Source organism: Sabulibacter ruber (assembly GCF_017355955.1).
GTDB classification, from domain to species: domain Bacteria; phylum Bacteroidota; class Bacteroidia; order Cytophagales; family Hymenobacteraceae; genus Nibribacter; species Nibribacter ruber_A.
This window is the reverse complement of sequence record NZ_JAFFID010000002.1, coordinates 414,764-426,908: the sequence shown is the minus strand read 5'-3', so window position 1 is coordinate 426,908 and position 12,145 is coordinate 414,764. Positions and strand designations below refer to the sequence as shown.

Here is a 12,145-nt window from a genome sequence, read left to right as displayed (position 1 = left end):
AAAAAAATCGGTCCCTGGCAGGAGACCGATTGAGGATCTATAAATCAACAGCGCTGGCTTACAACATCACCAGGGAAGAAGCGCTTCTGGCCTTCTCCCATTTGGCTTGCCGTTGGTCACGGTCGCGCTCGTAGCGGGCTTTCAGGGATTGTTGCTCACGCTCGTAATCGGCTTTCAGTTCAGCCTGGGCGCGTTCAAACTCGCCGTTGGCGCTGCCTCTCCTGGCGTACCGGTCGCTGAGTTGGTGCTGTTTGCGGTTATACTTCAGTTTAAGCCGGTTCTGGTCCAGTTCATACTTTGCTTTGGCCTTGGCTAAATCCCGCTGATACTTTTCATCGGTTTTAGCGGCTTTGGCAATGGCTTTGGCACGTTTCTTCTCGGCGTTGGAGAACTTTCTGTTTTTCATCACCTCCACCTGAGCGGTACCTGAGGTATGCGCCGAGGCCTCTTGGCTTCCAAACAACAGCAATCCTGCTAAACTGAATAGGGCTAACCGTTTCATTTTTCTAAGGTTTAGGTATAACTCTGGTTTGCAACGTTCGTGCCAAAATAGGCCGTGAATCAGGGAAAACCTAAGCAGGAAACCGTCCTGACTAGCCTTTCCTTAGTAACCTACTCTTTTTCAAGACTATACCTTCTGCTTTTTTCCACCAGCAATCTCCGGCGGTTAAGCCCCGGGAAGCAGCACGGATTAACAAGTTTTGTGTAGTTTTGCAGTTCATACTGAAACACATATTTAAGATGATACAAAGAATCCAGAGCGTTTTCCTGTTCCTGATTGTAGTAGCCATGGTGACCATGTTTTTTGTGCCGATCTGGTCTAAAACCAACCCCGCCGATGGTCAGGAATATATCCTGAACGCTTACAAATTAGGCCCCGCCAATGGTGCCGCCACCAACAACACCATTGTAATTGCTATTCTGGCCGGTGTGGCCGCCCTCATTGCCTTGTATGAGATCTTCCAGTACAAGAGCCGCCTGACCCAAATGAAACTGGGCTTGCTGAACTCCCTGGTGATGGCCGCCCTCATGGGTTGCGCTTTCTACTTCTCTTCTTACGTAGGCGAAGACCTGGTGAAAACCGATCAGGAAGGCGAATACATGTCTGGTTTCTACTTCCCGGCTGTAGGCTTGCTGCTGAACGTACTGGCCAACCGCTTCATCAAGCGCGACGAAGACCTAGTTCGCTCCATGGACCGTCTTCGCTAAGAAAAAGACAATAGACGTTAGAGATTAGACTTCTGCTAGCCTCCCAAGTACCAACTCAAAACAGAATGGGCTCCGTTTAGGTAAACGGAGCCCATTCTGTTTTTAAGCCAGTTTTGTGATTTTGTATGTGAACTGTGTGAAGAGTAATCAAAAGTGAATTCAGCGTTATCTGCTCATCCCCTTGCTACTTATAAATTCCTCAAAGAGAAGCTGTTCCTTTCTTTGTTCTTCGGTTAGGTCGTCTAGTTGATGGTTGCTCATTCCAATTGGGGAGTAGAATGTCCACTGCCAAATGGGTCGATGTTTTATAAATATATGCGTTTCTGCATATTCGTCATGATGGTAGACCCCAACCCAAAGCCGGGTCAGGAGACCTATGATTCCTAGCAATGTACTACCAATAACTGTCTTCTTCATTCCTCTATCTGGCATGAACTAGCTCCTACAAACTTATCGTTTATAGAGGAAATCCTGCATTTCGCGTTTGCTGCTGGAGAAATCAAAGGCATCGAACACGCGACTGAACTTGTTTCGGTCACAGACATAGTCATAGGCGAATTTAGCCAGAGCCACCTTGCGGTCTTCAAAGCTGAGGGCTTTCATGAGCAGGTATAAATCCTCGGTCATGATGCCGCCTGCCAGTTTGATCTCGCCTTTGGCAATTTCCAGCCGACGATCGTCAAAGCCTTCTTCTTTCATGAACCGAAGCACGCGGTCCACGTCTTCCGGTTCCATCACGTACCGGCACACATCACGGCCATAAGAATCAGCGGGTGGCACCGGGCGAGACAAAGGAACTTCCTCTACTTTACGCAACACCAAAGGAAAGCCCCGCCGCGACGGCTCCAGTACAAAGACTGTCTCGTAGTTGGCAGACAAGATCACCCCGGCGTTGAGGTTCTGGGTTCTGCGGCCGCGCATGAGCACGCGTATGTTCAGCTGGTGCCTTCCGGCAGGCAGATGATCCACGGCTACCCGGTTAGAGGCCACCGGATTGATGATGCGTCCTCCTACGGCCAGTTGAAAGAGTTCGCCGCGCTGGCTTTCCACCAGAATGGCCGCTTCAGGAACTATCTGCGCCTGCAAAGCCTGGGCGAAGAATAGCAAAAGAAAACCGAGAAAGTAGATTCGTTTCATAGCGGTAATGGATAAGTGATATACTGACCCAAATCCAATATTGTGCCAAACCTATATTTAAATAAAGATTCCTTTCCGTTTCAAGGCCGTTTTGTGAGAAACAGCTTTAAAACAGAAAGGAATCCCTTTTTTGGTTACTTATTTTGGCGGCTTAGCCTTCGTAGTAAAACTGGCCGTACGGGCTCTGGATGGTGAGCTCGTTTCTCTCGCTGGTCTCTACCCTGCCTATCACCTGCGCGTCAATGTTGAACGATTGGCTGATGTTGATCAGGTCCTGCGCAATTTCCTGCGGCACGTATAGCTCCAGGCGGTGGCCCATGTTGAAGACCTTGTACATCTCCTGCCAGCTGGTATTACTTTGCTCCTGGATCAGCCTGAACAGCGGCGGCACCGGCAACAGGTTGTCTTTGATGATGTGCACGTTCTGGGTGAAGTGCAGCACTTTGGTCTGCGCCCCGCCGCTGCAATGCACCATGCCGTGCAACTGGGAACGGTAGTCTTTCAGAATAGCCTGCACCAGCGGCGCGTACGTTCTGGTGGGTGACAGCACCAGTTTGCCCACGGTTAAGCCGGTTTCCTCGTTCACATCGGTGAGTTTGCAGGCGCCGGAATATACCAGGTCAGACGGTACGGCGGGGTCAAAGCTCTCGGGGTAGGCTTGCGCCAGGTAATTGGCGAACACATCGTGCCGGGCCGAGGTAAGCCCGTTGCTGCCCATGCCGCCGTTATACTCGCTCTCGTACGTGGCTTGTCCGTAAGACGCAAAGCCTACTATCACATCGCCGGGCTGGATGGTGTGGTTAGAGATCACGTCCGCGCGCTTCATGCGGGCCGTCACGGTGCTGTCTACAATGATGGTGCGCACCAGATCGCCTACATCAGCGGTTTCACCCCCGGTGCTGTAGATGCCGATGCCGTTGTCGCGGAGCATCTGCAGGACTTCCTCAGTGCCGTTAATGATGGCGGCAATCACTTCGCCGGGCACCAGGTTCTTGTTCCGTCCGATGGTAGAAGACAGCAAAATGTTCTCGGTTGCGCCCACGCACAGCAGATCATCAGTGTTCATCACAATGGCGTCCTGCGCGATGCCTTTCCAGACGGAGATATCGCCGGTTTCGCGCCAGTACAGGTAGGCCAGGGCAGACTTGGTACCGGCCCCATCGGCGTGCATGATGTTGCAGTACTCCGGGTCGCCCACCAGCAAATCTGGGATGATTTTGCAGAACGCTTTGGGGAACAAGCCTTTGTCTATGTTCTTGATGGCGTTGTGCACATCTTCTTTGGAGGCGGACACGCCGCGCTGCAGATACCGGTTTTCCATGGCGGGAAGGATAAATTTAATGCCGTTTAAGGCCTGATTTCAAGAAAACAGCCCCAAACCAAGGAGCCGCCCTTTGCGGGGCAAAAATAAGAAAGCCTCCCGGTTCTGAGAGGCTTTTCTTCTGGTATTTATAGTTGAGTAACAGATTACCCGGTGTTTTATCCCGCCCTTTGCTGGCGCGAGCCTCCGGCTCGTGTCCGCACGCATTTTAGAAATTACATCTTCCCTCTGCTGTCATCCTGGAAAGATCTTGTGGGCGAACTTGAAAAACGTTTATTCCAGCGCTAGTACCGTTCGCTCACAAGATCCTTTCAGGATGACAAATTGAGGGTGTGAATCGAAACCCTCAGGAATACCTGCGGACACGAGCCAGAGGCTCGCGCCAGCGGTGGTTAGTAAGCTGACTTTAATTCTATTGGCCTGGCTCGTCAATGCGGGTCACCTTAAACTCGGTGCGGCGGTTCTGCTGGTGTTGGGCCTCTGTTTTAGCGTTCCGGATGACCGGTCTTGACTCGCCGTAACCGCGGGCCGTGATGCGTTTCGGGTCTATGCCTTTGGAGATGATGTAATCCACGGCACTCTGGGCACGGCGCTGCGACAGATCCTGGTTGTAGATGTCCACGCCGCGGCTATCGGTGTGGGAGCTCAGCTCGATGGTAATCGTCGGGTTGTCTACCAGCGTTTGTACCAGTTTATCCAGCTCCACTGCCGCATCTGGGCGGATGTTGGCTTTATCGTAGTCATAGAAGATGTTCTCTACCACAATGGCCTTGTTGCGCACAATCTTGCTGAGCGTGAGCGTAGCCGTAAGCCGAATATCTGTCACCGGTTGCGTCAACTGCGACTGTGGCGGCGTCTTGCCTTGCGTGATAACCGATTGACGAGCCGCGAAATAGCCCTGCCGTTCAGCAATCACGGAATATACGCTGGCCGAATCCAGCCGGAACGTGAAGGCTCCTTTGGCATCGGCGGTGACTTCTTCCACTTTCACGCCTTGCGCGTTCTGCAGTGTGACACGGGCATTGGGCATAGGCGTGGTGTTGCCTTTCTCGTTGCGCTCCAGCACGCGGCCGTCCACGAAGAAGTTCACCAGTTTAGGCTGGCGCTTCACAAACGAGTACAAGTCATCGCCGCCCTGGCCACCTCCGCGGTTAGAAGCGAAAAGTCCCTGGTCTTCCCCCGTCATCAGAATGGAGAAGTCATCACCAATGGAGTTGATAGGCGCCCCCAAGTTGATTACGGAGTCTCCGCTCACACGGAAGATATCCAGTCCGCCCAGACCAGGATGCCCGTCTGAAGCGATATACAAGGTGCTGTCCGGGCCTACGTACGGGAAGGATTCGTTGCCCGGCGTGTTGATTTCAGGGCCCAGGTTTACCGGACGGGAGAAACGCCCGCCGGCATCCAAAGTGGTTTTCCAGATATCACGGCCACCCTGGCCGCCGCGGCGATCTGAGGAGAAGTACAGTGTACGGCCATCGGGCGAGAACGCGGGTGAGGCATCCCAGGCCACCGGGTCGTTGAAGCTGGCGATGCGGGGTTCAGACCATTCGCCGGTTTTGTATTGTGAGATGTACAGGTCAACGTTGGCGGTTCCGCTTTTCTTGCCGGTATTGCTGCGGGCAAAAACCATGGTGCGGCCCTCGTTGGTGAACGCCGGGGAGGCATCATGCACCTCAGGGGCGTTCAACGCTGCGGCAAACGGCCTCACCTGCGTGGCGGTGGTGTTGCCGGTATCGGCCATAGGCACCACGTACAGGTTCAGGAAGCCTTCGCCGTTGCCTTTGTATTTGGTTTCTTCGCGGGTAGAAGAGAAAATGAGCTCGTTGTTGAGCACGATGGGCGAAAACTCAGACGCCGCCGAGTTAGTGCCCGGCACCGGTTTTACAATCCGATACGTTGGCGTATTCGCAATAGAGGCCACCTGCTTGAGGTTCTCCACTTCGCGCTGCGCCAGCCTGATGAACGTCTTGTTGGAAGCTACCGCCAGATAGCTCTGCAACTGGGTGGCGGCTTCCTCATATTTGCCGTTGGCCTTGAGCGCCATGCCGTAGCGGAACATGGTTTCCTCGTTCTTACGGGCATCCAGGGCGGCTTTGTAGTACTGCTCGGCCTGCGGCATGCGGTTAGACAAACGGTACGCCTCGGCCAACTTGAAATTCACCTCCGCTCCCGTACGACCCTTGTTCAACGCAGCCTGGTAGTGATCAATGGCCAGCTGGTACTCTTCTTTCTCAAAGTTTTTATTGCCTTTCTGGACAGAGCTGCGGAACGGTCCGCACGCCACTGCTGCCAGAGACAAAGCCAGTACAAGGGTTTTATGTCGCATCATGTGCTTTCCTACGCGTTATTGGCTCTGAAAATAGCGAGCCAGCCATGTATCTTTCGCGGGTTTGGGCCACTGGTTCTGCAGCTCTCCCACGGTTGGAACTAAGGTATCAAAATAAAGAGAATCAGGCGAGAGTGCCCCGGCGGTTACCAAGGCCTTTACCTCAGACATGGGCACCGTCCGTACCTGGTCTTGCTCCCTGAACGCCAACTTGGTACGATCAAATAATTGAACGTTAAACTCCTGCTCTAATTGTCTTAAAAACGCTACTGATTTATCTATGGAACACCCGCTGGCCGAGGCCACCTGCTCATTGGTAGCCAAAAACAAAAAGTGGTGTTCTTTGATGCTGAAAGATGCCTGCAGGTCACGGCCGTGGCTGCTCCACTCCGTTACGAAATCCTGCAGCCGCTGGTTCATCTCCGCCTCCTCTTCTGGGGCGAGCGGACGATTGATCTGGTACACCCAGATGCGGCTATACGGCGGTAATTGTTCAAAAGGAACGTACATTCTGGTAATCTGCTAGTGTTTGGGACACGCGTATCAAGAAACACGGTTCTCCCTTTTTATTAATTCTTGTTTTAAGCCCGATTTCCTGAAATCAGCCTTGAAACGATTACTTCTTGCCGCTTTTCACGGCCTCGTGCTTGTTGGTGATAACACCAACAAGGGCGGAAATTTAAAATAGACACAGTTAGATACAAGTATCATGTATCAAGACTTCGCGTTGGTGCTTTAGGCCCATTTTCCATAAAGCAAACCTGAAACGCTTTTTCTCCTGCTGCACTACCTCGTTACAGTGTAACGAGGCTACATTTCCGGTCTGTAGCGACGTTACACTGTAACGTCGTACGCAATGCCCATAGCCAAACAGCTACTTGCGATCAAACCCTACGCAAGTTTGTAACCTGTGATAAGGCAAGCTCCAAGTTAGAAACTTGAAGCAGAGTATTCTATTTCAAATCTGTTTTCTAAAAAACAGCCCAATATTGCTTCTTTTTAGAACAAAAAGTCTTGCTACGTAATACGTGCTACGCATTGATACCCTCAGCCTGGGCAATCAGCTCAGCGATGTCAAAGACTTTTACTTTGTCTTCCTGGTTCTGGCTTTTCACACCGTCAGACATCATGGTCATGCAGAACGGACACGCGCTGGCGATGATGGTGGCTCCGGTCCCGATAGCTTCCTCGGCGCGCTCCACGTTAATGTCTTTGTTGCCTGGCTCGGGCTCTTTCCACATCTGGGCTCCGCCGGCACCGCAGCAAAGGCCGTTGGCACGGCTGCGTTTCATCTCCACTAAATCAGCGTCCAAAGCGGCTAGAACTTCACGGGGTGCCTCGTAGATGTTGTTGGCGCGGCCCAGGTAGCAGGAGTCATGGAAGGTGATGCGCTTGCCTTTGAACTCACCGCCGCCGGCAATCTTCACTTTGCCTTCGTTGATGAGGTTCTGCAAAAACGTGGAGTGGTGAATTACCTCGTAGTTTCCGCCCAAGGCAGGGTATTCGTTTTTGATGGTATTGAAGCAGTGCGGACAAGCCGTCACAATGGTTTTAATGCCGTAACCGTCCAGCGTGGCGATGTTGGTCATGGCCTGCATCTGAAACAGGAACTCGTTGCCTGCGCGTTTGGCGGGGTCACCGGTGCAGGTTTCTTCCATGCCCAACACGGCGTACTTAATGCCCACGTGCTCCAGAATGCGCACAAAGGCGCGGGTAACATTTTTGTAACGGTCGTCAAAGGCACCAGCGCAGCCTACCCAGAACAATACTTCGGGAGATTCGCCACGGGCAGCCAGATCGGCCATTACGGGTACTTGTATCTGTTTTTTCTCTGACATCAGGGTAATGTGCTAATTAGAAATTGTGCTTATGTGCTAATTTATTCGGCATGCCGCACAAAAGCTAATGAGCGTTAGGTTTATTCTGTTTTGAGGCTAGTTTTTGGTAGCCATGAACAAATCATCGGCCCAGTTGAAGCGGTCGCTTGGCGAGAAAGCCCACGGGGCCCCGTTGTTCTCAATGTTGTTGAACATGGCGTTCAAGGCCGCCGGAGCCGCAGATTCTTCCAGCACCAGGTAGCGGCGCAGGTCCATGATGGTAGACAGTTGGTTGATGTTTACCGGGCAAGACTCTACGCAGGCGTTGCAGGTGGTACAGGCCCACAGCTCCTCTGGTGTTACGTAGCCGCGCAGCAGGGTTCGCTCTTCGGTTACTTTTACCCGCTCAGATTCTTCTTTGTAGTGTGCCGGCGCAAAGATCAACGGCGATTCGCCTTTTTCTTCCATGCGGTCACGGGTATCCATCACAATCTTACGGGGCGATAGCAGCTTACCGGTAATGTTAGCCGGACACACGCTGGTGCAGCGGCCGCACTCAGTACAGGTGTAGGAATCCATGAGCTGTTTCCAAGTAAGGTCTTCCACGTCTTTGGCCCCAAACTTCTGCGGATCAGCTCCTTCTGGCGCGGGCGGTACCACGTAGCTAGGGTCCAGCATGGCTTTGATCTCATGCGTAATGCTTTCCACGTTGCTGAACTGGCCCTTCGGCTCCAGTTTGGAGTAGTACACGTTGGGGAAAGACATGATGATGTGGAAGTGCTTGGAACTGGGCAGGTAGTTCATGAACGCCAAAATGCCAATGATGTGCACCCACCAGCCGGTAGCAGCAATGATCTTCAGGGTCTGCACATCGCTCCCAAACAGGTTCACCAACCCAGAGGTTACCGGGAAAGCCCCTGCTAACTGCACACCGTTCAACTGCGAAAGTTTCTGATCTGCGATGTTAAACGCGAACAAGGCCAGCATGAGCACGATCTCGGTGATGAGGATCACGTTGGCGTCCATCTGAGGCCAGGCCCGCATCTCTGGTCCACGCGTGAGGCGCGGCACTTTGGTGATGTTGCGGCGTGCCAGGAAAATAACGCAGGCGATGATCACCAGCAGCCCCAGTATTTCATTGATGGCCATGAGCACGCTGTACACCGGCCCCAAAAAGCCCAGCACCCGGTGCGTCCCAAACGTACCATCAATCAGAATCTCTATCAACTCCACGTTGATCACCAGGAACCCGACGTACACAAACAGGTGCAGCACGGCTGGCAGCGGGCGCTTGAACATTTTTTGTTGGCCAAAAGCCACCAATAAAAGGGTATTTATTCGCTTAGATACGTCACCGGAAATCTCCTTATCACGTCCCATGTTGATGTTACGGGCTATCTTGCGTATCTGCCACACAAACAGACCGATACCAAGCACCGCGACAATTATAAAGGCAATACTACTGATCACAGAAAGGGAGTTTAGCGTTAGAAACTGCTACTATTACGAACGAATTTAGCAAAGTATTCTGAAAAGGGTATAAAAGATTTTTTTGCCTGAAGTTTTGCAAATACAAATTGCCTTCCTACATTTGCATACTTTTTCACCAGAACGGTAGCGAAACACCTCCAACCTGGTTCTAAAAGATGCTGGTGATGTAGCTCAGTTGGTAGAGCAAAGGACTGAAAATCCTTGTGTCGTTGGTTCGATTCCAATCATCACCACCAGCAGAAAAAGAGAATCCCGCTTCAGAAATGGAGCGGGATTTTTGTTTTTATCAGCTCTCCACATTCTGCAAGCACTCCCGGCGTCTACTGCACGTTGACCGTCATAAAACCAATCAACCCCTGGCTGGTCAGGTCTTGCATGGTAAACTCCTCCATCTTGCCTGGGTGAACAGGATTCAGGAACCTCAACTTTGTTAATTGAATGGCTCCGCCCGTGTTAACGTAGTCAGCGCCTACGCAGACTCTTCCGTGGACACCCGTTGCCATGACCAAAGGAATGCCCCGGCTCAGTTGCCTGATGATTATTTCAGAATCATTGCTGTTCTTTTGCGACAGGTACGACACGTACGGTTCTACGCTGATGTAATCATCTGTCCTGCTTAGATGGTACGTGCCCGCAAGCGAGGCCTTAGCTAGTTCATAGTTAGTTCCTGCTCCTTTATCCACCAGTTCCCCATGCAGCTTTATGATCTGGTTCTGCTGTGTCTCCTGGATGCCAATTGCTTTTAACAACATTTCATTACATGCGGCCCAGCACCAGTTTGCCTGCGGTTGCGCCACATAGAAACTGGAACAATTGGGTATATCAACGGAGTAGCGACTGGGTGCCTGGGCGTTAACTCCAACTACGGCAAGTAGCTGCAGCAAAAAATAGAAGATTGGCTTTTTCATGATTATGATTTCCCAAGGATCAACCGCTTCAGTGACTCCAGCAATCAATAAACATGTACCAAGAAGGTAGAAAGGCGGGCAAAAAACTGTACACCTAAGGTACTTATTCCTTATCCCATTTTGAAGGTTTATTTCAAAAATTTGAGCTAAAATGAAAAGGCAGATTGCTCAGGGTACGTGCACCAGTTTTGAGCCAGCCTTTCTATCTGTACAAACTCCCAAAGCTATTTTTGCTATGCGCACCATAACCAACAAGCAGCAGAATAAAGAGGCCCGCTCCATTCCTGAAGCGGGCCTCTCTTTTTCTTAGCTCTCATTCGGGGCTAAGTATACCTAGTGCGGTTAAAATCTACTCTTCTGCTTTGGGCAATAATCTGTGGTGGTGAAAGGTTTCCATGCCTAACCGGTTAATGGTCTCTTTCTCAAAATCGAATTCAATTAAGACAGCGGGCTCCTCTCCTACTACCCAGCCATCATGTCCCGGCTCAATGACCACCGCTTGCGGCGCTACAAAGTCCTGGGTCACGCCATCTGCATATTGAATCCGGAGACGTCCCTGGGCCAGAAAACCCAGGTGCGCATGCATGCACAGGTCTGTTCCTACAATCTGCTTCATGTGGGTGGACCACTTAAAGCCCGGCCGATAGATGACTCTTTTCACCCGCGCCTCGCCTGCTTTCACAAAGTCCATCTGCACGCCACCTACATCTCTGTGCTCGGCTCCTGGCATAGGCGCCAATAGTGTTTCTGTTGTATTCATAGCTTATCTCTTAAAAGGTGAAGAAAAGAACATTCCAACTATGTACTATCTGCGATCCCGAAGCCTGCCGCCGTTTCCTACTTTAATTTAGCACATTATTTCTAATAAGCACGTCAATAATTTGTATTATCTTTTTACCAATAAAATCTGAGTAATACTATTATTGTATAATAATCCAAATCCACAAAGCTCTTAGTTAATTAAAAGGCCATGGTAGAAAATTGGAGTAGGAAAAACTAGCAAATATTTTTTAACTCATTAATATCATATGAAATAAGAAATACTATACCGAGAATTCGAAGTCCCATTCGGAAAGAAAAAGTTAGAAGTTTATAAACCTAAGCTTCCAACTCATACAACTGGAATCGGAGCCCATCCAAAGATCTTATTTAAGTACAGAGATTGGACTGATATTTGGAGCAAGAAAACTTTAACAGACTTACAAATTTATTTATCACCACCTAGCTGGTTCAATGATCCATTTGATTGTAAGATCCCATTCAATTATAACTTACTAAAAGATAGAAATATTAGAAGGAACTATTTTATTGAAGTCTTGAGTGGAATAAACGAGTTGCTAGGGTATGAGTATTATAATGACAAACATGTTGAAGAACATGTAAATAGATTTACATTTGAAGAATTTGATTCAACGAAAGCAACAGAAACATTCTTCCAACAGTTTGTGAATAAACTAGGGATATACTGTTTAACACCTCATAATGACAACATTTTAATGTGGTCACATTATGCTAAAAACTCAACTGGGTATTGCATAGGATTCAATACAGAATACCTCATGAATTACATGGATGGTATTATTGAGATCAAATATATAGATCAGTTAGAAATACCTAAGATAGATATAACTAGAAACTTTTATTTAAAAACACAGGACCTATGTGGCCAAAAATTTTCTGTTTGGAAATATGAGAATGAGTATAGGCTTGTGAAGATATCCCCAGAAGAAAGAGTCCTTCATTTGAACCCCCAGTGCATTAACTCAGTTGTTTTGGGCCCAGCTATGTTAGATCCTCAAAAAAATGAAATAAAAAGCATATTGAAGAAGAGCTTTTTTGAACATGTGAAGCTATACCAAGCAAAACAGTCATCAAGTAAGTTCCAGATAGAAGTTGATGAAATATCAAAAGACTAGTTATCCAATTTTACTCT

The 12,145-nt window shown here is 49.8% G+C and carries 11 protein-coding genes and 1 tRNA gene; 3 read left to right on the top strand and 9 right to left on the bottom strand.

What is annotated here, in order from left to right; all coding sequences use genetic code 11:
- Positions 1–58 precede the first annotated feature (58 nt).
- Positions 59–502 (bottom strand): hypothetical protein, encoded by a 444-nt coding sequence (locus JT719_RS13155; protein ID WP_207433795.1) that lies wholly within the window; start codon positions 500–502, stop codon positions 59–61.
- A 239-nt stretch (positions 503–741) separates the two neighbouring features.
- Here JT719_RS13155 and JT719_RS13150 point away from each other — a divergent pair, with 239 nt between their 5' ends.
- Positions 742–1,209 carry a DUF4293 domain-containing protein gene (locus tag JT719_RS13150; RefSeq protein WP_207433794.1) on the top strand — a complete coding sequence of 156 codons (468 nt, stop codon included), beginning with the start codon at positions 742–744 and terminating at the stop codon, positions 1,207–1,209.
- Positions 1,210–1,659: 450 nt separating this feature from the next.
- Here JT719_RS13150 and JT719_RS13145 read toward each other — a convergent pair whose 3' ends face one another.
- The 6 genes from JT719_RS13145 to JT719_RS13120 all read right to left on the bottom strand — a co-directional run bounded on the left by JT719_RS13145 (position 1,660) and on the right by JT719_RS13120 (position 9,283).
- Complete coding sequence (locus JT719_RS13145; RefSeq protein WP_207433793.1) at positions 1,660–2,346, bottom strand: proline and serine-rich protein 1 family protein; 687 nt, start codon at positions 2,344–2,346, stop codon at positions 1,660–1,662.
- A gap of 151 nt (positions 2,347–2,497) precedes the next feature.
- Complete coding sequence (locus tag JT719_RS13140; protein ID WP_207433792.1) at positions 2,498–3,667, bottom strand: AIR synthase related protein; 1,170 nt, start codon at positions 3,665–3,667, stop codon at positions 2,498–2,500.
- Positions 3,668–4,079: 412 nt separating this feature from the next.
- Complete coding sequence (locus JT719_RS13135; protein WP_207433791.1) at positions 4,080–5,999, bottom strand: CHU_0125 family OmpA-like outer membrane integrity protein; 1,920 nt, start codon at positions 5,997–5,999, stop codon at positions 4,080–4,082.
- A 15-nt stretch (positions 6,000–6,014) separates the two neighbouring features.
- Complete coding sequence (locus JT719_RS13130; RefSeq protein WP_207433790.1) at positions 6,015–6,506, bottom strand: hypothetical protein; 492 nt, start codon at positions 6,504–6,506, stop codon at positions 6,015–6,017.
- A gap of 521 nt (positions 6,507–7,027) precedes the next feature.
- Positions 7,028–7,801, bottom strand: a complete 774-nt coding sequence (locus JT719_RS13125; protein WP_207434305.1) for a (Fe-S)-binding protein — start codon at positions 7,799–7,801, stop codon at positions 7,028–7,030.
- Positions 7,802–7,930: 129 nt separating this feature from the next.
- Positions 7,931–9,283, bottom strand: coding sequence for a 4Fe-4S dicluster domain-containing protein (locus tag JT719_RS13120; protein WP_207433789.1), 1,353 nt, complete (start codon positions 9,281–9,283; stop codon positions 7,931–7,933).
- Positions 9,284–9,464: 181 nt separating this feature from the next.
- On the opposite strand from JT719_RS13120, the gene JT719_RS13115 reads away from it, so the two are divergent.
- Positions 9,465–9,540: transfer RNA gene (locus JT719_RS13115), tRNA-Phe, on the top strand.
- Between the two features lie 84 nt (positions 9,541–9,624).
- On the opposite strand, the gene JT719_RS13110 is transcribed toward JT719_RS13115, so the two are convergent.
- Both JT719_RS13110 and JT719_RS13105 read right to left on the bottom strand, forming a co-directional pair.
- Positions 9,625–10,212 carry a C39 family peptidase gene (locus JT719_RS13110; RefSeq protein ID WP_207433788.1) on the bottom strand — a complete coding sequence of 196 codons (588 nt, stop codon included), beginning with the start codon at positions 10,210–10,212 and terminating at the stop codon, positions 9,625–9,627.
- 349 nt (positions 10,213–10,561) lie between these two features.
- Positions 10,562–10,972: a cupin domain-containing protein gene (locus tag JT719_RS13105; protein ID WP_207433787.1), complete on the bottom strand. Its 411-nt coding sequence runs from the start codon at positions 10,970–10,972 to the stop codon at positions 10,562–10,564.
- 556 nt (positions 10,973–11,528) lie between these two features.
- On the opposite strand from JT719_RS13105, the gene JT719_RS13100 reads away from it, so the two are divergent.
- Entirely contained in the window at positions 11,529–12,128 is a 600-nt protein-coding gene (locus JT719_RS13100) for a DUF2971 domain-containing protein (protein ID WP_207433786.1), read from the top strand.
- Positions 12,129–12,145: the final 17 nt, after the last annotated feature.